Origin of the sequence: Ensifer sp. WSM1721 (genome assembly GCF_000513895.2) — a bacterium.
GTDB lineage: Bacteria > Pseudomonadota > Alphaproteobacteria > Rhizobiales > Rhizobiaceae > Sinorhizobium.
In genome coordinates, this window is sequence record NZ_CP165782.1 from 3,598,868 (window position 1) to 3,621,665 (window position 22,798).

The window sequence follows — 22,798 nt, forward strand, 5'->3', positions numbered from 1 at the left end:
CCAGCGTTTTCCCAAGACCGTTTCTGAAATTGTTGGGAAACCCGCGCTGGCAGGGCTGGCGCGGGTTTTTCTTTTCGGCTTGCCGCCGCGATCGCAGCCACGGAACGCCTCCGCTCACGTTGGACGCGATCACATTGCTGAAGAATTGAACCGATATACCGAACCATTCCCGCATCGAGGCAGGACAGAATGAGCGAACTGGAAACGTTGGAACGGATTTTGCTGGCGGACATCGATGCCGCCGCCGACGAGGCGGCAATCGAGGCGGTGCGCGTCGGTGCGCTCGGCAAGAAGGGCTCGATCTCGGAGCTTTTGAAGACGCTCGGCACGATGACGCCGGAGGAGCGCCAGACCCGCGGCGCCCGCATCAACGCGCTGAAGAACACGGTGACGGAAGCGATCTCCGCCCGGAAGCTGGCGCTCAAGGACGCGGCGATCGCCGAACGGCTGGCGCGCGAGACCGTGGATATCAGTCTGCCGGTGCGTTCCTCGCCTGCCGAACGCGGCCGCATCCATCCGATCAGCCAGATCGTCGACGAGATCACCGCGATCTTCGGCGACATGGGCTTCTCGATTGCCGAGGGACCGGATATCGAGACCGACTACTACAACTTCACGGCACTCAACTTCCCGGAAGGCCATCCGGCCCGCGAGATGCACGACACCTTCTTCTTTGAGCCCGACGAGAAGGGCGAGCGCAAGGTGCTGCGCACGCACACTTCGCCGGTGCAGATTCGCACGATGGAAGCTCAGCAGCCGCCGATCCGCATCATCATCCCCGGCAAGACCTATCGCCAGGATTCCGACGCCACCCATTCGCCGATGTTCCACCAGGTCGAGGGCCTGGTGATCGACAGGACGGCGAACGTCGCCAACATGCGCTGGGTGCTCGAAGAGTTCTGCAAGGCCTTCTTCGAGGTCGACCAGGTGACGATGCGGTTCCGCCCGTCCTTCTTCCCCTTCACCGAGCCGTCCTTCGAGGTCGACATCCAGTGCGACCGCTCTGGCCCGATCGTCAAGTTCGGCGAGGGCAAGGACTGGATGGAGATTCTCGGCTGCGGCATGGTGCATCCGAACGTGCTGCGCGCCGGCGGCCTCGATCCCGACGAGTACCAGGGCTTCGCCTGGGGCATGGGCCTCGATCGGATCGCCATGCTGAAATACGGGATGCCGGACCTGCGCGACTTCTTCAACGCCGATGTCCGCTGGATGACCCATTACGGCTTCCGCCCGCTCGACATGCCGACGCTCTTCGGCGGCCTCTCGGCGTGACCTTCGTTGAGATTTTTAGAACACAGGTGAAATCATGAAGTTCACGCTTTCCTGGCTGAAGGACCATCTGGAAACCGACGCCTCGCTCGAGGAAATCTGCGCGCGCCTGACGATGATCGGGCTGGAGGTCGAGGACGTCGACGACAAGGCCGCCTTCAAGCCCTTCGTCATCGCCAAGGTCATTTCCGCCGAACAGCACCCGAACGCCGACAAGCTGAAGGTGCTGATGGTCGATACGGGCTCGGGCGCTCCGGTGCAGGTCGTCTGCGGCGCGCCGAATGCGCGCAAGGGCCTCGTCGGTGCCTTTGCTGCGCCCGGGACCCATATACCCGGCATCGACGTGACGCTCTCTGTCGGCACTATTCGCGGCGTCGAAAGCCGCGGCATGATGTGCTCCGAGAAGGAGCTGGAGATTTCCGACGACCACATCGGCATCATCGACCTGCCTGAGGACGCTCCGGTAGGGACCAGCTACGCGGCCTATGCGGGCCTCGATGATCCGGTCGTCGAAATCAATCTGACGCCGAACCGGCCGGATTGCACCAGCATCCACGGCATTGCCCGCGACCTCGCCGCTTCCGGCCTCGGCACGTTGAAGACGCGGCCGGCGCCGTCCTTCCCGGTCGACGGCGAAACGCCGGTCAAGGTCCGCCTCGACCTCGGCGAGGACAGGCATCTCTGCCCCGGCTTCGCGCTTCGCCTCGTGCGCGGCGTCAAGAACGGCCCGAGCCCGGCATGGATGCGCCGGCGGCTGACCGCGATCGGGCTCAGACCCATCAACGCACTGGTCGATATCACCAACTATCTGACCTTCGACCAGGGCCGTCCGCTGCACGTCTTCGACGCGGCGAAGGTCACCGGCAACCTGACGGTCCGCCGCGCCAAGGAGGGCGAGAAGGTGCTGGCGCTCGATACGCGCGAATATACGCTGTCGCCGGCAAACGTGGTGATCGCCGACGAGGGCGGCGTCGAATCGATCGGCGGTATCATGGGCGGCGAGCATTCCGGCTGCGACGAGGCGACCACCGACGTGCTGATCGAATCGGCGCTCTGGGACCCGATGAATATCGCCAAGACCGGCCGCACGCTCGGGATCATCACCGATGCGCGCTATCGCTTCGAGCGCGGCGCCGATCCGGAATACATGGTGCCGGGCATCGAACGAGCGACCGAGCTGGTGATTGAGCTCTGCGGCGGTACGGCTGCGAAGCTGCACGTCGTCGGCTATGAGGGCAACACGCCGAAGATCGTCGACTTCCCGGTCTCGGAGGTGAAGCGCCTTACCGGCCTCGAAGTCTCGTCAGAGGAGAGCGCCTCGATCCTCAAGAAGCTCGGCTTCGGCATCGAGGGCTCCGGCGAGCGCCTGAAGGTGACCGTGCCCTCCTGGCGGCCGGACATCGACGGCAAGGCGGATCTGGTCGAGGAGGTCATGCGCATCCACGGCGTCGACAACATCCACGCTCAGCCGCTTCCGAGCCACAATGCCGTCAACGGCAAGATCCTGACGACGCTGCAGATCCGCACGCGCCAGGCCAAGCGCGCGCTTGCAAGCCGCGGCATGCTCGAGGCTGTCACCTGGTCTTTCATCTCTGAGGAGCAGGCGAAGCTCTTCGGCGGCGGACAGCCGGCGCTGAAGCTCGCCAATCCGATCGCCGCCGACATGTCCGACATGCGGCCGTCGCTGCTGCCCGGACTTCTCACCGCCGCGCAGCGCAATGCCGACAAGGGCTATGGCGACGTGGCGATCTTCGAGGTCTCCGGCACCTATGAGGGCGATACGCCGGAGGCGCAGCGGCGCGTCGCCGGGGGCGTGCGCCGTGGCACCGCCTCGCTTAACGGCGCCGGCCGGCTCTGGTCGAATGCCGTGAAGGGCGGCGGCAAGCCAGTCGACGTCTTCGACGCGAAGGCCGATGCGATTGCCGTGCTCGAGGCCTGCGGCGTGCCGATGGCCAATGTCCAGTTCGAAGCGGGCGGTCCGGCCTGGTATCATCCCGGCCGCTCGGCGACGATAAAGCTCGGCCCGAAGATTGTGCTCGGCGCCTTTGGCGAGTTCCACCCGAAGACTCTGGATGCGCTCGATGTCTCAGGCCCGCTTTGCGGCTTCGAGATCTACATCGACGCTATGCCGGAGCCGAAGAAGAAAGTGACGCGCACCAAGCCGGCGCTGGAGCTTTCGCCCTTCCAGGCGGTCAAGCGCGACTTCGCCTTCGTCGTCGACAGGACGGTGGAAGCGGCCTCGATCGTCCGGGCCGCGTCCGGCGCCGACCGAAAACTGGTGACGGCTGTGAACGTCTTCGACGTCTTCGAGGGCGCGTCCCTCGGCGAGGGCAAGAAGTCGGTCGCGATCGAGGTGACGATCCAGCCGGTCGAGCGCACGCTGACCGACGAGGATTTCGAGGCACTGACCTCGCGCATCGTCTCGAATGTGGCGAAAAGCACCGGCGGCGTATTGCGCGCCTGATAATGGAGAAGGCCGCCGCGGTTCTGCACCGCGTTTGCCCTCATCCGGCCTGCCGGCCACCTTCTCCCCCGCAAACGGGCCGAAGGAGACTCGCGGCGGCCTCTCAAGCTCCCTCTCCCCGCGCGGGGAGAGGGTTACTGCATGTTTTTGTCCTTAAATCGTACCCGATTTAAGGACAAAAACATGCAGCAAGTCAAAGTGCTACAGCGTCCTTTGTGCGTCTGAAAAGACGCACGGCGCTGTAGGGTGAGAGGCAAAAAGTCCGGGGCTTTCGCCGCTACGGCGACTTCAGCACTACAGCGGCTGCATCAGCTCGATCCTATTGCCGAACGGATCACTGACATAACGGCGCGCCAATCCCGCAAGCGGCTCGTCCTCAATCACTTCAAATCCGGCCGCCTGCAGCCGTGCGATGAGCGCAAAAAGATCGTCCACGATGAAGGCCGGATGCGCCTTGCGCGCGGGCGAGAAGTCTTTCTCGATACCCAGGTGGACCTTGAGACCGGGGCCCTCGAACCAGCAGCCGCCGCGCGCAGCAAGGTTAGCCGGCTTAGCGGCTTCTGGAATGCCGAGAAGATCGGCATAGAATCGGCCCGCCTCGGTCTCGCCGCCCTCCGGCATCGCCAATTGCACATGGTCGATCGCGATGATCCTGCCGGCTGCAGTCGGCGGCACGACACTGTCGTTCCGTGTTTTTGAGGGACCAGAGGATTCCCTATGCATGCCGATGCCAGACCTTGTTGATGATCAGCCAGCGCCCGTCGACCTTCAAGAGCGACAGATAGTCCGTGTAGCGTGCGCCGGCGAATTCATCGATCACCTTCACGCTCGCCGCGTCGTCGGTGATGTGGATCGTCTCGATCTCCATCAGCGGCTGCGTCCCGGGCGGCGCCGATCCTTCCCTCGCGACGGCGGCGATGAAGGCGTCGCGTGTCAACCACTCTATCGCACCCTCGGTATTGCCGACGATCGATGCGTTGGGGTGGAAGACCTTGCGTAACGCCCCTTCGTTGGCAAAGGCCATGCCGTCGACATAGAGATGGACAACCGCGCTGATCGCCTGCTCTTCGGACATTCGTGATCCTCCGTTTCTATCGACTGGGATGCGGGCATGCTTTGCCGCTCCGATGCCGCTCCGGCGGTGATCGCGGCGCACGCGATCATAGGTAGGGCATCGCAGCAGAATTGCGACGCCGACGCCTGTCTGGGCGGAGGGGTCTTGCCGGCGGATCGGTCCCCGTGTGCATCCCGTTGAAGTCTTGGGAAACAGATCACGGCGACTTCGGGTCGATTCGATCAGACCACCACCGTGAGCGAAGGCTGATGGCGGCCGGCAGAGCCGGCCGCCATGGGGATCATGCGGCTTTCTTGTTCGCTTGTGCCATCGCGAGTTTCGTCAGATCTTCGTCGGTGATGATTTCTTCCTTCAGCGTCGCGTCGAGAAGCGAGACTGCATCCTTCAGCCCGATGGTCTTGGCCCAGGTCTTCAGGGTGCCGTAGCGCGATATTTCATAGTGCTCCACCGCCTGCGCTGCGGAGATGAGACCAGCGTCCAAGGCCGGCGTGCCCTTGAACTCGTCCATGATATCTTCGCCCTCGGCGATGATCCCTTCGATCGCCTCGCAGGTCTTGCCTTGCGCGCGCTTGCCGATCATGTCGAAGACCTGCTGCAGCCGCTCGACATGGGTTTCCGTCTGCTCCCTATGCTTCTCGAAGGCGGCCTTGAGCTCCGGAGCCTGGGCGCCACGCGCCATCTTGGGCAAAGCTTTCAGGATTTTCCGCTCGGCGTAGTAGATGTCCCTGAGCGTCTCGTAGAACAGGTCGTCTAACGTTCTTTCCTTGGCCATTGTGGTTTCCTTCCTCGTCTGCTTCGTGTTGCCATCGACCCGCAATCAACATCAGACGGGGCCATTTGTTCCTCGCGACTGCAAAAAGCGCAGAGCGCGGATCGTTTTCGGTCGCTCGGTCGTGAAAAGGCCGAAGATTCCGCCGCCGTGGAAAACGGGTGGCCGCGATCTGCCGCATCGGCAATGCTCCGGCCATCGACGAAACGACCGGAGGAACATCATGGCGAGACTTGAAGGAAAGATCGCGATCATCACCGGAGCAAGCTCCGGAATCGGCCGTTCCGCCGCACGGCTCTTCGCGCGCGAGAGGGCGAAAGTCGTCCTGACCGCTCGACGCGAGGACGCGCTGGCGGAGCTTGCTTCCGAAATCGCCGGCGCAGGCGGCGAAGCAGCAATGCTGGCCGGCGACGTGCGCGACGAAGCCTTGCATAAGGCATTGGTCGACCTGGCGGTCGAGCGCTTCGGCGGTCTCGACATAGCCTTCAACAATGCCGGATCGCTCGGCGCCATGGGCGAGGTTTCGTCGCTCACCCTCGATGGCTGGCGGGAGACGCTCGAAACCAATCTGACCGGCGCCTTCCTCGCGGCAAAATACCAGGCTCCGGCTATCGTTGCGCGCGGCGGCGGCTCGCTCGTCTTCACCTCGAGCTTCGTTGGTCATACGGCCGGTTTCCCCGGCACCGCGGCCTATGCAGCAAGCAAGGCGGGACTGATCGGTCTGGTGCAGTCGCTCGCCGTCGAACTCGGGGCCTTGCGCGTTCGCGCGAACGCGCTGCTGCCGGGCGGCACCGACACGCCTTCCAATGTCGCGAATCTGCCGGGCGCTGCGCCGGAAACGCGGGCCTTCGTCGAAGGCCTGCACGCTCTGAAGCGTATGGCGCGGCCGGAGGAAATCGCCGAAGCCGCGCTTTATCTCGCCTCCGACGGTGCTAGTTTCGTCACCGGCGCCGCATTGCTGGTCGATGGCGGCGTCTCGGTGATGAGGACATGATCGCCGAGAGGGGGAGGGAACGAAGGGGACAAGGATGAAGAGACCCGGATCGATGAAATCGCTCGAGGACCTCGGGCGCGTGCGCCTGTCGAAGAACTTCTTCCTGCGCGATTTCCTGCATTCCGAGATTGCCGATTTCTACCGGATTCCGAACATTCCGGACGATCCGGATCTTGCGATAGAAGCCGGCCGAAGGCTCTGCGAGGAACTCTTGGAGCCGCTTGAGGCGACCTTCGGCCGGCTGCACATCCGCTCCGCCTATCGCAACCGCGCCGTCAACGCCTTCGGAAACGCCAACAAGCTCAATTGCTCGATCAATGCGGCGACGGCGGCCGATCATATCTGGGACATGCGCGACGCGGACGGCTGCATGGGGGCGACCGCCTGCATCGTCATCCCCTGGGTCTGGGACCGGGAGCGCGAGGACGGCGGCTGGCAGAGCCTCGCCTGGTGGATTCACGACCATCTTCCCTATGCGTCCCTCTGCTTTTTCCCGAAGCTCTGGGCCTTCAACATCCAGTGGCACGAGCGCCCGCGGCGAACGATCATGAGCTACGCCGAGCCGCGCGGGCTGCTTACGAAACCGGGCATGGCCAATCAAGGCAGCCACGCGCATCTTTATCCGGGGTTTCCGCCGCTCGTGAGGGTGGAGGGGTCGTAGGGGTCTCTTCTTACGTGGAGAAGTTGGAGAGGACCTCTTTCTCCTCGCTCACCTCGTTCAGCCGCCTTATCGCGTCCTCCGACAGCTTCAATTCCGCCGATTTCACGAGGCTCACCAGCTGGTCGAGATTGGTGGCGCTGGCGATCGGCGCGGTGACGCCCTCGCGGGCGATTATCCAGGCAAGCGCGATCTCCGCCTGTTTCGCGCCGGTCTCCTCGGCGATTTCGTCGAGCACGCCGAGGATGCGCATGCCGTGCCCGTCGAGATATTTCTCGACCCCGCCGCCGCGGGCCGAGCCCTCCAGATCCTTGTGCGAGCGGTACTTGCCGGAAAGAAACCCTCGCGCAAGACTGAAATAGGTAATGACGCCGATCTCCTCGGCGATGCAGAGGTTGCGCAGGGCACCGTCGTAGGATGCCCGGTCGTAGAGATTGTATTCGGGCTGCAGCACATCGTAGCGCGGCAGTCCTTTCGCCGCGGCGACATCGAGAGCGTCACGGAGTTGCCGTGCATCGAAATTCGAGGCACCGATCGCCCGCACCTTGCCTTGCGAAAGAAGCGTCTCGTAAGCGGCGAGCGTCTCCTCGTAAGGAGTGTCGGGGTCCGGCCAATGCGAGAGATAGAGGTCGATATAGTCGGCCTGCAGGCGCTTGAGCGAATCCTCCACCGCTTCAAGAATCCAGCGGCGCGAGAGGCCCTTGCGATCCGGTCCGAGCTCCGACCCTACCTTGGTGACGATGACCGCGCTGTCGCGCGGGCGCCCGGATTGCTTCAGCCATTTGCCGATGATCGTTTCCGATTCGCCGCCTTTGTTTCCCGGTGCCCAGGAGGAATAAACATCCGCCGTGTCGACGGCATTGAAGCCGGCATCGAAAAAAGCGTCGAGCAGGGCGAAGGATGTTTTCTCGTCCGCCGTCCAGCCGAAGACATTGCCGCCGAAGACGAGCGGGGCGATCGAAAGACCGGTACGGCCAAGTCTGCGCATTTCCATGGTTTCGCTCCACTTGGGTTGGATGAAAACAAGCTGCGATCGGGAGGATTGCCGCAAGAACATAGGCCAGCTCTACGCCGATGACACCTGCCGGCGCCTTTTTTCTTGGCCGGCTCCGGCTTGCTAGGCACGTACCTCAGCGATAGTGTCGGCTCGCAAAGCGAGATGCGGGAGAGGAGAACGGCTGCCGGCCTTCGCCCGCTTCAGAAGGAGTCTGCCCCATGCTGCGTTTCGGAATTCTGTCGACGGCCAAGATCGGCCGCGAGCTCGTCGTGCCTGCCATACAGGATGCGGAGAATTGTGTCGTGACGGCGATTGCCAGCCGCGACCAGGCTAAGGCGAGGGCCATGGCCGACCGCTTCTCGGTGCCGCATGCCTTCGGCTCGTATGAGGAGATGCTGGCCTCGAATGCGATCGATGCTGTCTATATTCCGCTGCCGACGTCGCAGCATGTGGAATGGGCAATCAAGGCGGCCGATGTCGGCAAGCACGTTCTTTGCGAGAAGCCGCTCGCCTTGAAAGCGGAAGAGATCGACGCCGTGATCGCGGCGCGCGATCGCAACAGGGTACTGATTTCGGAAGCGTACATGGTGACCTACAGTCCCGTGTGGCGGAAGGTGCGCTCGCTCATCGACGACGGTGCCATCGGCCGGCTGCGGCATGTGCAGGGTGCCTTCACCTATTACAACCGTGATGCGGGGAACATGCGCAACATCCCGTCGCTCGGGGGCGGCGGCCTGCCGGATATCGGCGTCTACCCGGCGATCACCACGCGTTTCTCGACCGGCAGGGAACCGCTGCGCGTGCAGGCCAGTACCGAACGCGATCCGGAATTCGGAACAGACATCTATTCGAGCGTGCGCGCCGATTTCGGCGATTTCGAATTGAGCTTCTACATCTCGACGCAGCTTGCCGCCCGCCAAGTCATGGTCTTCCACGGCGACAAGGGCTACATCGAGGTGAAATCCCCCTTCAACGCCGATCGCTACGGCCGCGAGGAGGTCGAACTCACCAATCAGAGCCACGCCCAGTCGCAGCTCTTCCGCTTCCAGGATGCGCGCCAATACAAGCTCGAGGCCGAAGCATTCGCGCGGGCGGCCAACGGCGAGCCCGAAGAAGTGGTGACGCTGGAAAGCTCGCGTCTCAACCAGAAATTCATCGACGCGATCTATCGTGCCAGTGAGAAGGACGGCTGGGAAACGATCTGAAGCCGGCTAGTAATGTGGCCCGCCAATCGGCGGGCCACGGCGCTCTTAGCGCGGGATGAGGTGAAGTGTCCGCGGTTTCCGCCCGCAACCCGCGCTAACTTATTAGAATCGATCATGTTAGGTCGGTCCGATCTAAAATCATCGTGATCTAGGCGGCGCGGAACAATCGCGCTTGAGAGGCGCCGCGCATCTTGAAGAAGAGAAAGTCGGCGACACCGACGATTCCGACGATGACCAAGCCGGCTCCGATCGGAGTGAGCCAAGGATAGGCGACCGCCAGGAGGGCCAGACTCGCCGCCTGCCAGAGAATGTCGCCAGCGATGCTGATCCTCGCCGCGAGAGCATTCGGCCCGTTCTTTCTGGCGGAGGCAAGGTGGAACGCGCCCCAGAGCAAGAGCCCCGTGCCGAGCGCCGTCATGACGGCGGAGGGAACTGCGGTGCTGACGAGTCTAGCGAGCGGATACGCGTCGACGATCAGAACGGTGCCGGCGATCAGCGAGGAAATGCCGTCGGCAATGAACGTCTTGTTGAGAAGCGAGCGGCTGGAAAGGTCGAACATGTCTGTCTCCTTCGGTTGTCGATGGAGAGATGCTGACCTCTCGCGATCATCAAACCAATTACCTCCGAGGTAATGGATTTTGCGTGCCGGCCCGGCCAATCTGGGCAGGCAAACGGAGAACCGCATCAATGGAATTCGGCAGCCACTTGAAGGAATGGCGCGGACATCGCCGCATGAGCCAGCTCGATCTTGCGACCGCGGCAGGCATTTCCGCACGCCATCTTTCTTTCCTCGAAACCGGCCGCTCCCGGCCGACCGAGGGCATGATCCTGCGGCTCGCCTCGGTCCTCGACATTCCCGCGCGCGACCAGGGCACGCTCTTCTCTGCCGCCGGCTACCGGCCGCGCATGACAACGCGCCCGGCCTCGGGCCTGGCGGCGATGCCACCGGCAGTCGCCGCTGCGATTCGGCTGATGCTCGACCGCCACGACCCCTATCCTGGCCTCGTCTTCGATCATCAATACACGGTGCTTCTGACCAATCCCGCCTTCGCCGCGCTCGTCGAGTCGACCGATGTTCCGTTCAGGCCCGGCGAGAACTTCCTCGACGGCTTCCTCGCTGCCCAGCCCGTCCGAACGCTGGTCCTCAACTGGGAGGCGGCAGCGGCCGATCTGGTACAGCGGGTCCGCATGGAGGCTTGGCTCCAGGGGCCGCGCAGCCCTTTGCAGCGGCGGCTCGATGGGCTCGTCCGCGATCCGGGTGTCGTCCGGGCGCTGGAAAACCACCCTCGGACCGACCGGCTGCCGGTCTTGCCGATCGAACTCAGGCTGGGCGAAACGGAGCTCCGCTTCATCACCACGCTTTCGACCTTCGGCTCGACACAGGATGCGCTGGTTGAAGGCGTGCTGATCGAATCCTTCTTTCCGGCTGACGAAGCCACCCGGCGCTTCTTCGAGCAGACGGCATAAGGCGGCAACTCGCCAGAAAAACGGTAGAAAGGCGCCTCTTGCTACTGATATTCCCGCCGCGGTCGGTTACAAAGGGTCCATGAATTCACTCTTCGATTCCGATTCTGCCTCCAATGTCGCCGAATATTCGGTGTCGGAGCTTTCCGGCTCGATCAGGCGTACGATCGAGCAGAACTTCGAGCATGTCCGGGTACGGGGCGAGATTTCCGGCTATCGCGGGCCACATTCCTCAGGCCATGCCTATTTTGCGCTGAAGGACGATCGTGCCCGCATCGAGGCGGTCATCTGGAAGAGCACGTTCCAGCGGCTGAGGTTCCGACCCGAGGAGGGTATGGAAGTCATCGCGACCGGCAAGGTCACGACCTTCCCGGGCTCGTCCAAGTATCAGATCGTCATCGAGTCGCTGGAGCCGGCGGGCGCCGGCGCGCTGATGGCGCTCATCGAGGAGCGCAAGCGGAAACTGGCGGCCGAGGGACTTTTCGATGTCGCCCGCAAGCGGCCGCTGCCTTTCATGCCGAAGGTCATCGGCGTCGTCACCTCGCCGACGGGCGCGGTGATCCGCGACATCCTGCACCGGATCGCCGACCGCTTTCCGATCCATGTTATCGTCTGGCCGGTGCGCGTCCAGGGCGATGGCGCGTGCGAAGAGATCGTGGCGGCGATCCAGGGCTTCAACGCGCTGGAAGCCGGCGGCGCCATTCCGCGGCCGGACGTACTGATCGTCGCGCGCGGCGGCGGCAGCCTGGAGGACCTCTGGTGCTTCAACGACGAGGCCATCGTGCGCGCCGCCGCAGCCTCCACCATCCCCTTGATCTCGGCTGTCGGCCATGAGACGGACTGGACGTTGATCGACTACGCGGCCGACCAGCGGGCGCCGACGCCGACGGGCGCGGCCGAGATGGCGGTGCCGGTGAAGGCCGATCTCGAATCCCAGGTCGCGAACCTCGCGGCTCGGCTGAAAGGGGCCGCCACGCGGCAGATGGATAACCGGCGGCACGCGCTGCGCTCGCTTGCCCGGGCGCTTCCCTCGCTCGATCAGTTGCTGGCGCTGCCACGGCGGCGTTTCGACGAGGCGGCCACCGGTCTCGGCCGTGGGCTCACGATGAACACGGCGAACAAGCGCCGGAGCTTCGAGCGCATCGCCACCCATCTCCGGCCGGATCTGATCAGGACTCGCATCAGCGACCGCCGGCGACATCTCCTGGAGGCGATGAACCGTGCCGAACGGTGCGTCGAGCGGCAGCTCGATCGGCGCCAGTCGCGTGTTGCGGCCGCCGACGCATCGCTTCGCGCCTTCCCTTCGCGCCTGGTGGGGCAGATTCACCGCGCAGACGACCGTGTCGCCGGTCTGAGAGCGCGCGCCGATGCGGCTATGGCCGCTGAACTCCGCAGGCTGAAGGGAGCGCTCGCGGCACAGGACCGCGTCTTGCAGTCGCTCTCCTACCGCAATGTCCTGCAGCGAGGCTTCGCGCTGGTGCGCGATGCGGCGGGCGAGCCCGTGAAGCAGGCGGCCGCCGTGCAACCCGGAATGCCGCTTTCGCTCGAATTCGCAGATGGCCGCGTCGCGGCAACAGCGGGGGAGGGCGGTACACCGCAGCAACCAGCGAAGAAACGGCCGGCACGGACGGCGGAGCCGACGAAGCAGGGCAGCCTTTTCTGAGAGGGGAGCATAATGCGTATCCTCTTGGTGCTTGCCCATCCGCTCGAGGAAAGCTTCGCGGCAAGCGTCGCGCGCGTCGCCAAGGAAACGCTCGAAGGGCGCGGACACACGGTCGACATGCTCGATCTCTATCGCGAGGACTTCGATCCGCGCCTGAGCGAATCGGAACGCGGCAGCTATTTCTCCGAGCCCTACGACGACGCCGAAGTCTCCGGCTGGATCGCGCGGCTGAAGGCTGCCGACGGGCTCGTACTCGTCTTCCCGCAGTGGTGGTTCAATTTTCCGGCTATCCTCAAAGGCTTCTTCGATCGCGTCTTCGCCCCTGGTGTCGCCTTCGAGCATGATTCGGCGGGCGGGCGCATCATCCCGCGGCTTGGCAATATCAGGCTTTTCTGGGCATTGACGAGCACCGGCTCACCCTGGTGGGTGGTGCATCTCTATATGGGCAATCCGGTACGCCGGCTGCTCAAGCGTGGCATCGCGGCCTTTTGTGCAAAGGGTCTCGATTTCCGCATGCTCGCCCTGCACGACATGGACCGGGCGACCGAAGATAAACGAAAGCGCCATCTCGAACGGGTACGCGCCTTGGTGAGCCGGATTTAGGGGCATGAGGAAAAGTGTGCGCGGGTTTTCGCCCGCAGACCGCGCTATCGTCAAAAAGGTGTCATCTACTCGCTCATTCGAGCGTCGCTAGGAATTTTCTGAGCAGCGCGTCCAAGGCTTCCCGATCCCCGGGCGCAAGGCCCGCGACCAGACGCTGCTGGTTGGCAACATGGGCGGTCGCCGCGGCGTCGATGCGTTTCAAGCCTTCGGGCGTCAGCGCGATGATCACGCCGCGTCGGTCTTCGGGATTGTTGAGCCGCTCAACGAGGCCCGCCTTTTCGAGCTGGTCGATACGGTTTGTCATGGTACCCGAGGTGACCATGGTTGCGGCGAGCAAGTCGCCGGGCGAAAGCTGAAAGGGCGGGCCGGAGCGGCGGAGCGTCGCCAGCACATCGAAGCTTGCCGATGTGAGGCCGTGCTCGGCGAAGACCTTTTCCTGCTCCCGGGAGACATGGGCTCTCAGCCGCGCCAGACGCCCGAGAAGTCCCATCGCCGAAACGTCAAGTTCCGGCCGCTCCCGGCGCCATTGTGCCAGAATCTTGTCTACGTGGTCTTTGTCGATCTCTTCCATGTCCAGCCATCCCCCGGCAGGCGGACCTGATCCGCGCCTTTTCTGTCGCCTCTAATGCCACGATATCTTGACGTCAAGATAAATTGCGCTAGGATGCAGTTATCTTGACATAGAGATTCTTGAGTTAAAGAAAATGCAGACACAAAGGTTCGATATCGTCCTCACGGCCATAGCGCCAGCGATCTGGGGTAGCACCTATCTCGTCACGACGGAATTTCTACCGCCCGGCTATCCGCTGACTGTGGCGATGCTGAGGGCGCTGCCTGCTGGCCTGCTGCTGCTTGTCGTCGTCCGGCAGATACCGAAGGGCATCTGGTGGCTGCGCAGCTTTGTGCTCGGTGCGCTCAACTTCTCCTTCTTCTGGGCGATGCTGTTCGTGTCCGCCTATCGCTTGCCCGGCGGTGTCGCTGCGACCGTCGGTGCCGTTCAGCCGCTGATCGTGATCATGCTCTCGCGGATCATCCTCGGCTCTCCGATCAGAGCCTTGAGCATTGTCGCCGGCATTGCCGGCATGGCAGGCGTGGCGCTGTTGGTGCTGACACCGAAGGCATCGCTAGACCCGGTGGGGGTTGCCGCGGGTCTGGCGGGCGCCGTCTCCATGGCCTTCGGCACAGTGCTCAGCCGTTATTGGGCGCCGCCGGTCTCCGCGCTCACTTTCACCGCCTGGCAACTCACGGCCGGCGGTCTGCTGCTGGTGCCGGTCGCGCTGCTGCTGGAGCCGTCTTTGCCGCCGCTCACCGCCGCGAATGTGATGGGTTTTGGATATCTTGGGCTGATCGGCGCCGCCTTCACCTACGTTCTCTGGCTACGCGGGCTTTCACGCCTGGAGCCGTCGCAGGTCTCGCCACTCGGCTTTCTGAGCCCCGTCACGGCGATCCTGCTCGGCTGGGGCGTGCTCGATCAGCAGTTGACAGCGGTGCAACTGCTCGGGATCGCGGTGGTCTTCGCAAGCGTCTGGATGAGCCAGCAGGCTCAGGTGGCGCGTCGAGCGGCACCCGCTCACGCGTAGTCGCCGGCATGGATTGCCGCGGCAGAACCTGCCGCGGCAAGAGCCGGGCATCCAATCAGGCCCATTCACCCTTGCGCATCACCGGCACGCGGCTGCCGTCGGGGCGCAGCCCGTCGATATCGACCTCGCCGGAGCCGATCATCCAGTCGATGTGGATCAGGCTGGAATTGCCGCCCTGCGCGCGGATCTGCTCCTGGCTGAGGCTGGCGCCGTTCAGGAAGCACTCCGAATAGCACTGGCCAAGCGCGATGTGGCTGGAGGCGTTCTCGTCGAAGAGTGTGTTGTAGAAGAGGATGCCGCTTGCCGAGATCGGTGAAGAATGCGGCACCAGCGCCACTTCGCCGAGCCGCCGAGCGCCCTCGTCGGTATCGAGCACCTTTTTCAGCACCTCTTCGCCACGCGAGGCCCTGGCCTCGACGATGCGGCCGCTTTCGAAGCGCACCTGGATATTGTCGATCAGCGTGCCCTGGTGCGAGAGCGGTTTGGTGCTCGACACATGGCCTTCGACCCGCAGCGCGTGCGGCGTGGTGAAGACCTCTTCGGTCGGGATATTCGGGTTGCAGGTGATGCCGTTCTTCGCGACCGAGGCGCCGCCGTGCCATTCATGGCCGTCCGCCAGCCCAACCGTGAGGTCCGTGCCCGGCCCGGTGAAATGCAGCGCGGCGAAGCGTTCCTCGTTGAGCCAGCCCGAGCGCCGATGCAGATTGGCATTGTGCTCCTTCCAGGCGGCGATCGGGTCGTCGACGTCGACGCGCGAGGCGGCGAAGATGGCGTTCGCCAGTTTCTCGACGGCGACCGCTTCCGGATCGTCGGGGAACATCTGCTTCGCCCAGGACGGGTTCGGATAGGAGACGATGTTCCAGTTGATGTCGAAGTTGGTGATCTTTTCGAGCGCCGGCTTGTAGGCGATGGAATTTGCCTTGTTGGCACGGGCGACCTTCGCCGGATCCTGGGCCGAGAGCAGCATCGGGTTGTCGCCGGCGATCGCAAGGCGCGCGGCCCCGCCCGTATAGGCCTTGGCCATGCCCTCGTAGAGCCAGTCGCTGGCGCGGTCGAAGCTTTCGTCCGGAGCATGGGCGTAGCGGGCGAGCGTTGCCTCCTCGTCGGCATAGAAGGTCGTCACCAGTCCGGCGCCCGCCATATAGGCATGCTTGGTGATGAGGCGCACGAGCGGCAGCGCCGCAATCGGCGCGGTCATCACCAGGTCCTGACCCTTCTGCAATTGCAGGCCGACCTTGACGGCGACCTCGGCAAGCTTTTCGAGCTTCACCGGGTCGACCGGGTTCTTTGCGGATTGGAGGGGGGCGTTCATGACAGCTCCTGCTCTTCTTCTTGCGGATAGGCGGTTTTAGCCCGGTTCCGCGGAAAACAGAAGGCTCTTCAAGCCGTCACCCTTTCCATCTTAAGCAGCGCCGCATCGTGCTTCTTGAGGAACGCCATCAGCCGCTGCGGGTAGTCCTCGGTGACCGCGGCTCTCACGCTCGGCCTTTCGGCAAGCGCCTTGCGCCAGGCAGCGACACGGGGGGTGCCGGCGAATATGCCGCTGTCCGAGATCGTGTCGAACACGTCGAAATAGCGGAAGATCGGGGCGAAGACGGCGTCGACCAGGCTGAAGCCGGAACCCGCGAAAAATGGGCCGCCGCCGAGTTCTGCCTCGACTGTCCCGAACTTCGCCTCGAGCACTTTGCGCTTGCCTTCGAGTATTTCCGGATCCTGCGTCGTTTCGTAGACCCAAAGGTCGGAAAGAATGGAGGAGCCGAATTCCATCCAGCCGCGATGGCGCGCCCGGGTCAGCGGATCGGCCGGGTGCAGCTTCGGTCCCGATTGCGTTTCCTCGAGATATTCACAGATGACGCTGCTTTCAAAGAGGATGGCTTCGCCCTCGTCTTGCGGAATACGCAAGAGCGGCACCTTGCCTAGCGGCGAGATCTTCAGGAACCAGTCGGGTTTGTCGGCGAGGTCGATATAGACACGTTCGAAAGCCACGCCCTTTTCATGAAGCTCGATCGCGGCGCGCTGGACGTAAGGGCAGAGATGGTGGCTGATCAGGGTCAGTGGCGCGGTCATTGGGTATCTCCGTTGTTCAATGTAGATGCAATTGCATATATATTGACTTGCCAAATCCGTCAAGATAGATGTAATTGCATCTATGAGTGAACAAATGACGAAAGACATCGAGCCGACGGCGGCCGTGACGCGAGCATGGATTGGCTTGATGCGGGCACAGCAACGCACGCTTGCGGCCATCGAGAAGGATTTCAAGGCCGCGGGCCTGCCGCCGCTTATCTGGTACGACGTGCTCTGGGAACTGGTGAAGGCCGAGGACGGCCGGTTGCGCCCCTTCGAGATCGAGGCGCGAACGCTGCTTGCGCAATATAATCTATCGCGTTTGATCGATCGGCTGGAAAAGGAGGACCTCGTGCGTCGCGAGGCATTCGACGAGGACGCTCGCGGCTGTTGGGTGGTTGTCACCGAGGCTGGCCGCGCGATGCGGGAGCGCATGTGGGAGACTTACGCGCCGTCGATCGCGCGCCATGTCGGCGCAAAGCTCAGCGAGGCGGAGGCAAGCGAGCTTGCGGCGCTGCTTTCGCGGCTCGCCTGACGCGTCTTCTCGGATAGGGAACTCAGGCGATCAGAGGAGCGGCGATCGCCTTCAGCGCGGCTTGCGCGTCCTTGGGTGCCAGCCGTACCTGCAGGCCCCGTTGCCCGCCATTGATGTAGACCAGCGGTTCGTCGAGCGCTGCCTCTTCGATTGCAGTCGGAACGCGCTTCCTCTGGCCGAAGGCGCTGATGCCGCCGACGTGATAGCCGGTCAGCCGCTCGGCATCGCCCGGCTTCATCATGCTCGCCGACTTGCCACCGAAGGCGGCGGCGAGTTTTTTCATGCTCACTTCCCGGTCGGAAGGCACGATGCAGCAGACGGGCTTGCCGTCCACCTCTGCCATCAGCGTCTTCAAGACGCGGGACGGGTCTTCGCCGAGCGCCTCCGCCGCCTGCAGGCCGACCCGCTCGGCACCGGGATCGTAATCGTAGCTGTGGACGGTGAAGGTTACGCCGGCCTTTGCGAGCGCCTGCGTCGCCCGGGTCGTCTTGGACATGACTTCCCCTCTTACGCGCCCTTTGCGCCGAACTCGGCTTCGTAGAGCTCCGGCTTGAAACCGGCGACCAACTTGCCCTCCCTCTCCAGCACCGGGCGCTTGATCATCGACGGCTGCTTGAGCATCAGCGCTATCGCTTTCTCCTCGGTGAGATCCCGCTTCTCGGCCTCGGCCAGGTTGCGGAAGGTCATGCCGGAGCGATTGAGCAGCGTTTCCCAGCCGAGTTCGGCGCACCAGCGCTCCAGACGCGCGCGGTCGATGCCTTCAGCCTTGTAATCATGAAAATTATAGGCGGCGCCACGGCTGTCGAGCCAGCCGCGCGCCTTCTTCATCGTGTCGCAGTTCTTGATGCCGTATATCGTGACCGTCATGCCGAATCGTCTTCCCGTCAGCTCGCGAAAATGCGGAGGCAGACATAGCCGGACGCCGTTCCCGAGAAAAGCCCGGTAGGCGGATCCTCAGGTTACGCCGGCGTAGCGGCCGGGCTTGTGATTGATCGCAAGCGTCATGTTGACGACCATGGCTCCGACGACCGAAAGCAAGAGGTTTGCCGCCGGCAGCACGAAGGCGGCCGCGGCGAGGATCGCGAGATCGACGGCAAGCTGGAAATAGCCGGCACGGATGCCGTATTTCTCCTGCAGGTAGATCGCGAGGATATTGATGCCGCCGAGACCGGTGCGATGCCGGAAAAGAATGAGCAGGCCCATCCCCATCAGCGCGCCGCCGACGATCGCCGCATAGAGCGGATCGATCCGCGCAAACTCCACCCATCCGGCCGTCAGGCGGGAGAAAAGCGAAACGAGACTGACGGCAAGAAAGGTGCGCAATGCAAAGGGCCAGCCGAGGCGCTTTACTGCCAGAAAATAGAAAGGCAGGTTGACGAGCGAGAAGACGAGCCAGAAGCCGGTGCCGGTCGCATATTGCAAGAGGAGAGCAAGGCCCGCCGTGCTGCCGGTAATGAGCATGGCCTTGCCGTAGATGACAACGCCGAGCGCCATGACCAGCGTGCCGGTGAGGATGGCGAGTGCATCCTCGTAGGGCCTGTGCCGCTCCGGCGTTGTCGCACCGGCGCTCCTCTGCTGATCGGCCTTGACGCTGGCGATCCTGGTCATGGACGGGTCAACCTCAGAGGCTGGTGAACTTGGGGACGACATTGGCGACTTCCGCCGTCTTCAGCCCGGCGATGTTGATACGGCCGGAGCCCGGCATGTAGATGCCGTGCTCGGTCCTGAGCCGCATCACCTCCGCTTCGGTTAGCGGTAGCATGGAGAACATGCCTTCCTGACCGGCAATCGCCCCGAGGCTCTGCCAGCGGGTCCTGAGCCCTTCCGCAAGCGTGTGGCGGATGCCGGTCATGCGCAGCCGCATCGCCTTCAGCTCCTCCGCCCAATCGCGCCTCAGCTCCGGATCGGCAAGGATGGTGCGCACCACGGCCGCGCCATGGTCCGGCGGCATGGAATAGCTGGTGCGGGCGAGGCCCGCGAGATTGGAACGGACGGTATCTGCCGAAGAGGCCGAAGCGGTGAGCGCAAAGATCGCGCCGGTGCGCTCGCGATAGAGGCCGAAGGATTTCGAGCAGGAGACGGCGACGAGCGCTTCCGGTACGATGCCGATCAGATGCCGGAGGCCGGCGACGTCCTGATCGAGGCCGCGGCCGAAGCCCTGATAGGCGAGGTCGACGAGCGGCAGCAGGTTGCGCTGTGCCGCGAGCGCCGCGATCTCCATCCACTGCGCTTCGGTGAGCACGCCGCCGGTCGGATTATGGCAGCTCGCATGCAGCAGCACCGCATCACCCGGTGCTGCGCCTTCCAGAGCAGTGACGACATTGTCGAAGGTTACCGACTGCGACGGAATATCGAAGAAGTCGTAGGTCGCGATGTTGAGTCCGGCCGCCTTGAAGATCGGCGCGTGATTCGGCCAGCTCGGAAGCCCCAGCCAGATGCCCCGGCCGCCCATGCGGGCGATGAGGTCTGCCGCGAGCCGCAGCGCACCGGAGCCGCCGGGCGTCTGCACGCCCGCAACATGGCTCCGCTCGACCGTATCGCCGGCAACCAGACTCCAGAGATGGTCGAGGAAGACGAGGTCACCCTCGGGACCGACATAGGCCTTGCTGTCCTGCGTTTCGAGGAGCCGCTTTTCCGCTGCCTTAACGGCCCGGAAGATCGGCGTGTGCCCCGTTTCGTCGCGGTAGACGCCGACGCCGAGGTCCACCTTGCCGGGGCGTTCGTCCTTTTGAAACAGGCCGATCAGGGCCAGCAACGGATCGTCGGGTTGGCGAGTGAGGGCGTCGAACATGCTGGAATTCCCTTTGGAGGTGAAGATCGAAAGATAGTCGTTTCCTGCCGGCGGAATGGCAAGCCGCATCAGCGGCTCACTTGTCTCCTCTGTAAAATGATCCGAGCGCAAATTCGATGGCATGTTTGCCGGAATACCGGTATTGAATTGAATGTTTTTGCGCTATTTTCCCGTAAGTCGAAACATATTTGCTGATATCACCGAGAATTCCTATGGAACGCGGACGCACGGTACTGGACGCGATCGACCGGCGGATCATAAGGCTGCTGATCGAGGACGCGTCGAGGAGCAACAACGAACTGGCGGAAAGGGTGGGCCTGTCGCCCGCGCCTTTGTCGCGGCGACTCTCGCGCCTCTATTCCGCGGGCGTGATCCGCCAGACCGTCGCCGTCGATCCGAAGGCGCTGGGGATCGGCTTCCAAGCCTTCGTCGAGGTGACGCTGGAGCGCACCGCCAGCAAGGTGGGGCAGCGCTTCATCGAACTCGTCTCGCGCATGCCGGAAGTCGTCGAGTGCCACACGGTCGCCGGCGATTTCGATTTCCTGCTGAAGATCGCCGTCCGCGACGTCGCGGATTACAAGCGCCTGCTCTGGAGCGAGTTCGAGCAGATCGCCGAAATCAAGACGCTCCGCTCGACCATCCTTCTCGACAGCCCGAAAATGCAGGGCGGAGCGGCGCCGTAGGACACCGCCAACGGCAGGCCGGATGAGGGCCTATTGAAGGCATTACGCCTCCAGTGCACCCGGCTTGCGCGCCGCACGCGAAGGGTCGGCGCAGGCGATCTTCATCAGGTCCGCATGGCGGCGGGCGAAACGGGTGGAGACGCGGGTGACGATCAGCCCATCCTGCGGCGCTCTTATTTCCACTGTGCCATCCGCCATGCCGGGCCTTGCGACGATCGTCGCAAGGAGGTCCCCCGCCTCGACGCTGTCGCCGACGTCGCGGTGGAACAGGATCGCGCCCGCCTCAGGCGCGCGGACCATCTCGATATTGTCGAGTGGCGCGGCCCGACCGGTAAAGGCCGGAAGCTCGGAGCGGGCGCCCGCAACGACGCCGCGGCCGACAAGGAACCGGAAGAGGCCTTCGGCATCCTTGCCCGCCAGTTCCGGATAGACGTCGCGGGTGCCGCGCAATTCCACAGTGACCGAAAGGCGGCCCGGCAAGGTTGCTTTCCGATCGCCTTCGCTCTCGTGCTTCCATGCATAGCCGACCGCTTCCTCGAAAGCCGAGCTTTCCCCGTCGGAGAGGAATACGGCCTTCATATCGAGCGCGGCCGCGAGGTCCGCCGCCTCCGGCCAGAAGGCCTCGTCGATATAGGCATATTGCAGCCCCTCGTCGTCGCAATGGAGGTCGAGCGCCAGCTCGGCGGCAAGCGCCATGTAGAGGAGGTGCCGCTTCAGGCGATCGACCGCCGAATGCCGGTCGAGATCCTCAAGGAGGCTGGCGCGCTCGCCTAAGGTGATCAGCGGAAAATCGCGATTGAAATTGATGCGCGAGCCGAGATCGAAGCGGCCCTGCAACTCGCCGAAATGCGATTGTGCCGAGCCGATGGGGTTGGCCTGAGGGACGATGGTGATGTCGCCGAGGATGGCGCCGTCCTGGTCCGCCCGGCGGAGCTTCTCGAGGAGGACATGGAGGAGCGCCGTGCCGGGGAGCTCGTTGGCGTGAAGTGCCGCCTGGATATAGGTTCGCGGCGCTTCCGCGCTTGTTCCCTTGAACCGGAACACGGGCAGCCGCCACTCGGTGCCCGGCGTGTCGCCGGCGATGATGATTTCGGAAATATCCACGGCCTTCCCCGCACTGCTTCTTTGGGATCGCTTATCGGTTTTCGTCTGCCTCTTCGCAAGGGCCAAGCGCTTGCGACCGGCATCGCCCGAACATTTCTGGCCGTTAGAGCGAAAGCGACCAGCGATCGATGATCGCGAAATCCCCGCACCCTCTGCGCGTGTGGACAAGTGCAAAGTCGTGAACCGTCCATGCGATCGGCCTGGGCAGATCGACGCGCGGCGCTTCGCGATCGCCGTAATAAAGGGTCATATGCGGGATTGTTTCAGCCGAGATATGCGGCAGCCCCGTGATCTGTCGGACCAATGCATTGACACCATGGACGACGCTGTTGCAGGTCAATATCCGGGGATGTCGGTTACCGTGGCCGACGCTGATGAGACGATCGAACCGCACCTGAAACGCGGCGGCTTTCACACGTGAACCGAGGTCTGCAGCATACGCGCCGACTGCTTCCGAAAGCCCGCGGCCCTCCCGGATCTTGGCAAGGGACACATGCAGCCGGTGACGGTCGCAGATCTTTCCGGAAAGGCCATATTTCTGCTGATCCCAGCGTGCCAGTTCCAGCGCCTCCTCGGCGGCTTCTTCCTCCGGGAGAACAGCGAAATAGTATACGTCAACGGCACGTGGTGCGGGAGACGGTCCTAAGTTCAAGGAAAGCTGGTACGACCTCATGCGATGCTCCTGGTTCCTGGACGTCCAGCCGCTCTAAATGAAGAAGATGGGAAAAGCAGCAAGGGCGCACCAAGGTGTGCTCTTCAAGAAAATCGCAGGAGGGTATGCCGCATCGAGCAGCACGTCCGCTGCCGGGCGGCCGGCGAAAGGCGGCATTGCCAGATCGCATTACACGTTATATAACTTGATATGCAACCGAGGTGG

The 22,798-nt window shown here is 63.5% G+C and carries 25 protein-coding genes; 11 read left to right on the forward strand and 14 right to left on the reverse strand.

Annotated elements, in window-relative coordinates:
• The first annotated feature begins 189 nt into the window (after positions 1–189).
• A complete protein-coding gene (gene pheS / locus M728_RS17315; protein ID WP_026622104.1) occupies positions 190–1,272 on the forward strand; it encodes a phenylalanine--tRNA ligase subunit alpha in 1,083 nt (360 codons plus the stop codon).
• A 34-nt stretch (positions 1,273–1,306) separates the two neighbouring features.
• Positions 1,307–3,733, forward strand: coding sequence for a phenylalanine--tRNA ligase subunit beta (gene pheT / locus M728_RS17320; RefSeq protein ID WP_026622103.1), 2,427 nt, complete (start codon positions 1,307–1,309; stop codon positions 3,731–3,733).
• 294 nt (positions 3,734–4,027) lie between these two features.
• Here the strand turns inward: pheT and M728_RS17325 are convergent, their stop codons facing one another.
• The 3 genes from M728_RS17325 to M728_RS17335 form a co-directional block, all read right to left on the reverse strand.
• On the reverse strand, positions 4,028–4,354 hold the full coding sequence (locus M728_RS17325) for a VOC family protein (RefSeq protein ID WP_245269746.1): 327 nt from the start codon (positions 4,352–4,354) through the stop codon (positions 4,028–4,030).
• 94 nt (positions 4,355–4,448) lie between these two features.
• Entirely contained in the window at positions 4,449–4,808 is a 360-nt protein-coding gene (locus M728_RS17330) for a nuclear transport factor 2 family protein (RefSeq protein WP_026622101.1), read from the reverse strand.
• A gap of 280 nt (positions 4,809–5,088) precedes the next feature.
• Positions 5,089–5,580 carry a ferritin-like domain-containing protein gene (locus M728_RS17335; protein WP_026622100.1) on the reverse strand — a complete coding sequence of 164 codons (492 nt, stop codon included), beginning with the start codon at positions 5,578–5,580 and terminating at the stop codon, positions 5,089–5,091.
• 220 nt (positions 5,581–5,800) lie between these two features.
• On the opposite strand from M728_RS17335, the gene M728_RS17340 reads away from it, so the two are divergent.
• Positions 5,801–6,571: an SDR family oxidoreductase gene (locus M728_RS17340; RefSeq protein ID WP_026622099.1), complete on the forward strand. Its 771-nt coding sequence runs from the start codon at positions 5,801–5,803 to the stop codon at positions 6,569–6,571.
• A gap of 34 nt (positions 6,572–6,605) precedes the next feature.
• Positions 6,606–7,232, forward strand: coding sequence for a hypothetical protein (locus M728_RS17345; RefSeq protein WP_026622098.1), 627 nt, complete (start codon positions 6,606–6,608; stop codon positions 7,230–7,232).
• A 10-nt stretch (positions 7,233–7,242) separates the two neighbouring features.
• On the opposite strand, the gene M728_RS17350 is transcribed toward M728_RS17345, so the two are convergent.
• Complete coding sequence (locus M728_RS17350; RefSeq protein ID WP_026622097.1) at positions 7,243–8,223, reverse strand: aldo/keto reductase; 981 nt, start codon at positions 8,221–8,223, stop codon at positions 7,243–7,245.
• 221 nt (positions 8,224–8,444) lie between these two features.
• Here M728_RS17350 and M728_RS17355 point away from each other — a divergent pair, with 221 nt between their 5' ends.
• Positions 8,445–9,431, forward strand: coding sequence for a Gfo/Idh/MocA family protein (locus tag M728_RS17355; RefSeq protein WP_026622096.1), 987 nt, complete (start codon positions 8,445–8,447; stop codon positions 9,429–9,431).
• Positions 9,432–9,579: 148 nt separating this feature from the next.
• Here M728_RS17355 and M728_RS17360 read toward each other — a convergent pair whose 3' ends face one another.
• Positions 9,580–9,990 carry a hypothetical protein gene (locus tag M728_RS17360; protein ID WP_026622095.1) on the reverse strand — a complete coding sequence of 137 codons (411 nt, stop codon included), beginning with the start codon at positions 9,988–9,990 and terminating at the stop codon, positions 9,580–9,582.
• Between the two features lie 128 nt (positions 9,991–10,118).
• Here M728_RS17360 and M728_RS17365 point away from each other — a divergent pair, with 128 nt between their 5' ends.
• The 3 genes from M728_RS17365 to M728_RS17375 all read left to right on the forward strand — a co-directional run bounded on the left by M728_RS17365 (position 10,119) and on the right by M728_RS17375 (position 13,161).
• The gene (locus tag M728_RS17365; protein ID WP_026622094.1) at positions 10,119–10,898 is read left to right on the forward strand and encodes a helix-turn-helix domain-containing protein; all 780 of its coding nucleotides are present in this window, start codon (positions 10,119–10,121) and stop codon (positions 10,896–10,898) included.
• A 79-nt stretch (positions 10,899–10,977) separates the two neighbouring features.
• The gene (xseA, locus tag M728_RS17370; RefSeq protein ID WP_026622093.1) at positions 10,978–12,558 is read left to right on the forward strand and encodes an exodeoxyribonuclease VII large subunit; all 1,581 of its coding nucleotides are present in this window, start codon (positions 10,978–10,980) and stop codon (positions 12,556–12,558) included.
• A 12-nt stretch (positions 12,559–12,570) separates the two neighbouring features.
• Entirely contained in the window at positions 12,571–13,161 is a 591-nt protein-coding gene (locus tag M728_RS17375) for an NAD(P)H-dependent oxidoreductase (RefSeq protein WP_026622092.1), read from the forward strand.
• Between the two features lie 73 nt (positions 13,162–13,234).
• Here the strand turns inward: M728_RS17375 and M728_RS17380 are convergent, their stop codons facing one another.
• Positions 13,235–13,732: a MarR family winged helix-turn-helix transcriptional regulator gene (locus M728_RS17380; RefSeq protein ID WP_026622091.1), complete on the reverse strand. Its 498-nt coding sequence runs from the start codon at positions 13,730–13,732 to the stop codon at positions 13,235–13,237.
• A 133-nt stretch (positions 13,733–13,865) separates the two neighbouring features.
• Between M728_RS17380 and M728_RS17385 the strand changes: the two genes are divergently transcribed.
• Entirely contained in the window at positions 13,866–14,741 is an 876-nt protein-coding gene (locus M728_RS17385; RefSeq protein ID WP_026622090.1) for an EamA family transporter, read from the forward strand.
• Positions 14,742–14,796: 55 nt separating this feature from the next.
• Here M728_RS17385 and M728_RS17390 read toward each other — a convergent pair whose 3' ends face one another.
• Both M728_RS17390 and M728_RS17395 read right to left on the reverse strand, forming a co-directional pair.
• Entirely contained in the window at positions 14,797–16,053 is a 1,257-nt protein-coding gene (locus M728_RS17390; protein ID WP_026622089.1) for an aminopeptidase, read from the reverse strand.
• 68 nt (positions 16,054–16,121) lie between these two features.
• Positions 16,122–16,808: a glutathione S-transferase family protein gene (locus M728_RS17395; RefSeq protein ID WP_026622088.1), complete on the reverse strand. Its 687-nt coding sequence runs from the start codon at positions 16,806–16,808 to the stop codon at positions 16,122–16,124.
• An 82-nt stretch (positions 16,809–16,890) separates the two neighbouring features.
• On the opposite strand from M728_RS17395, the gene M728_RS17400 reads away from it, so the two are divergent.
• A complete protein-coding gene (locus tag M728_RS17400; RefSeq protein WP_026622087.1) occupies positions 16,891–17,343 on the forward strand; it encodes a MarR family winged helix-turn-helix transcriptional regulator in 453 nt (150 codons plus the stop codon).
• Positions 17,344–17,365: 22 nt separating this feature from the next.
• Here the strand turns inward: M728_RS17400 and ybaK are convergent, their stop codons facing one another.
• The 4 genes from ybaK to tatA all read right to left on the reverse strand — a co-directional run bounded on the left by ybaK (position 17,366) and on the right by tatA (position 20,134).
• Positions 17,366–17,839, reverse strand: coding sequence for a Cys-tRNA(Pro) deacylase (gene ybaK / locus M728_RS17405; protein ID WP_026622086.1), 474 nt, complete (start codon positions 17,837–17,839; stop codon positions 17,366–17,368).
• A gap of 11 nt (positions 17,840–17,850) precedes the next feature.
• Positions 17,851–18,210, reverse strand: coding sequence for an ArsC family reductase (locus M728_RS17410; RefSeq protein ID WP_026622085.1), 360 nt, complete (start codon positions 18,208–18,210; stop codon positions 17,851–17,853).
• A gap of 87 nt (positions 18,211–18,297) precedes the next feature.
• Positions 18,298–18,951, reverse strand: a complete 654-nt coding sequence (locus M728_RS17415) for a YitT family protein (RefSeq protein WP_034884119.1) — start codon at positions 18,949–18,951, stop codon at positions 18,298–18,300.
• A gap of 13 nt (positions 18,952–18,964) precedes the next feature.
• Positions 18,965–20,134 (reverse strand): tyrosine aminotransferase, encoded by a 1,170-nt coding sequence (tatA, locus tag M728_RS17420; RefSeq protein ID WP_026622083.1) that lies wholly within the window; start codon positions 20,132–20,134, stop codon positions 18,965–18,967.
• Between the two features lie 212 nt (positions 20,135–20,346).
• Between tatA and M728_RS17425 the strand changes: the two genes are divergently transcribed.
• Positions 20,347–20,817 (forward strand): Lrp/AsnC family transcriptional regulator, encoded by a 471-nt coding sequence (locus tag M728_RS17425; RefSeq protein WP_026622082.1) that lies wholly within the window; start codon positions 20,347–20,349, stop codon positions 20,815–20,817.
• A 42-nt stretch (positions 20,818–20,859) separates the two neighbouring features.
• On the opposite strand, the gene M728_RS17430 is transcribed toward M728_RS17425, so the two are convergent.
• Together M728_RS17430 and M728_RS17435 are read right to left on the reverse strand one after the other, a co-directional pair.
• Positions 20,860–21,921: a succinylglutamate desuccinylase/aspartoacylase family protein gene (locus M728_RS17430; protein WP_026622081.1), complete on the reverse strand. Its 1,062-nt coding sequence runs from the start codon at positions 21,919–21,921 to the stop codon at positions 20,860–20,862.
• A 103-nt stretch (positions 21,922–22,024) separates the two neighbouring features.
• A complete protein-coding gene (locus tag M728_RS17435; RefSeq protein WP_026622080.1) occupies positions 22,025–22,594 on the reverse strand; it encodes a 2'-5' RNA ligase family protein in 570 nt (189 codons plus the stop codon).
• Between the last annotated feature and the right edge of the window lie 204 nt (positions 22,595–22,798).

Bases quoted from the DNA above. Each gene is read 5' to 3' on its own strand.
- M728_RS17325 (WP_245269746.1), bottom strand. From the start codon at position 4,354: ATGCCGGAGGGCGGCGAGACCGAGGCGGGCCGATTCTATGCCGATCTT.
- M728_RS17375 (WP_026622092.1), top strand. From the start codon at position 12,571: ATGCGTATCCTCTTGGTGCTTGCCCATCCGCTCGAGGAAAGCTTCGCG.
- xseA (WP_026622093.1), top strand. From the start codon at position 10,978: ATGAATTCACTCTTCGATTCCGATTCTGCCTCCAATGTCGCCGAATAT.
- M728_RS17335 (WP_026622100.1), bottom strand. From the start codon at position 5,580: ATGGCCAAGGAAAGAACGTTAGACGACCTGTTCTACGAGACGCTCAGG.
- M728_RS17415 (WP_034884119.1), bottom strand. From the start codon at position 18,951: ATGACCAGGATCGCCAGCGTCAAGGCCGATCAGCAGAGGAGCGCCGGT.
- M728_RS17360 (WP_026622095.1), bottom strand. From the start codon at position 9,990: ATGTTCGACCTTTCCAGCCGCTCGCTTCTCAACAAGACGTTCATTGCC.
- M728_RS17395 (WP_026622088.1), bottom strand. From the start codon at position 16,808: ATGACCGCGCCACTGACCCTGATCAGCCACCATCTCTGCCCTTACGTC.
- M728_RS17435 (WP_026622080.1), bottom strand. From the start codon at position 22,594: ATGAGGTCGTACCAGCTTTCCTTGAACTTAGGACCGTCTCCCGCACCA.
- pheS (WP_026622104.1), top strand. From the start codon at position 190: ATGAGCGAACTGGAAACGTTGGAACGGATTTTGCTGGCGGACATCGAT.
- M728_RS17355 (WP_026622096.1), top strand. From the start codon at position 8,445: ATGCTGCGTTTCGGAATTCTGTCGACGGCCAAGATCGGCCGCGAGCTC.
- M728_RS17390 (WP_026622089.1), bottom strand. From the start codon at position 16,053: ATGAACGCCCCCCTCCAATCCGCAAAGAACCCGGTCGACCCGGTGAAG.
- M728_RS17410 (WP_026622085.1), bottom strand. From the start codon at position 18,210: ATGACGGTCACGATATACGGCATCAAGAACTGCGACACGATGAAGAAG.
- pheT (WP_026622103.1), top strand. From the start codon at position 1,307: ATGAAGTTCACGCTTTCCTGGCTGAAGGACCATCTGGAAACCGACGCC.
- M728_RS17330 (WP_026622101.1), bottom strand. From the start codon at position 4,808: ATGTCCGAAGAGCAGGCGATCAGCGCGGTTGTCCATCTCTATGTCGAC.
- M728_RS17380 (WP_026622091.1), bottom strand. From the start codon at position 13,732: ATGGAAGAGATCGACAAAGACCACGTAGACAAGATTCTGGCACAATGG.
- M728_RS17385 (WP_026622090.1), top strand. From the start codon at position 13,866: ATGCAGACACAAAGGTTCGATATCGTCCTCACGGCCATAGCGCCAGCG.
- M728_RS17400 (WP_026622087.1), top strand. From the start codon at position 16,891: ATGAGTGAACAAATGACGAAAGACATCGAGCCGACGGCGGCCGTGACG.
- M728_RS17350 (WP_026622097.1), bottom strand. From the start codon at position 8,223: ATGGAAATGCGCAGACTTGGCCGTACCGGTCTTTCGATCGCCCCGCTC.
- tatA (WP_026622083.1), bottom strand. From the start codon at position 20,134: ATGTTCGACGCCCTCACTCGCCAACCCGACGATCCGTTGCTGGCCCTG.
- ybaK (WP_026622086.1), bottom strand. From the start codon at position 17,839: ATGTCCAAGACGACCCGGGCGACGCAGGCGCTCGCAAAGGCCGGCGTA.
- M728_RS17345 (WP_026622098.1), top strand. From the start codon at position 6,606: ATGAAGAGACCCGGATCGATGAAATCGCTCGAGGACCTCGGGCGCGTG.
- M728_RS17425 (WP_026622082.1), top strand. From the start codon at position 20,347: ATGGAACGCGGACGCACGGTACTGGACGCGATCGACCGGCGGATCATA.
- M728_RS17365 (WP_026622094.1), top strand. From the start codon at position 10,119: ATGGAATTCGGCAGCCACTTGAAGGAATGGCGCGGACATCGCCGCATG.
- M728_RS17340 (WP_026622099.1), top strand. From the start codon at position 5,801: ATGGCGAGACTTGAAGGAAAGATCGCGATCATCACCGGAGCAAGCTCC.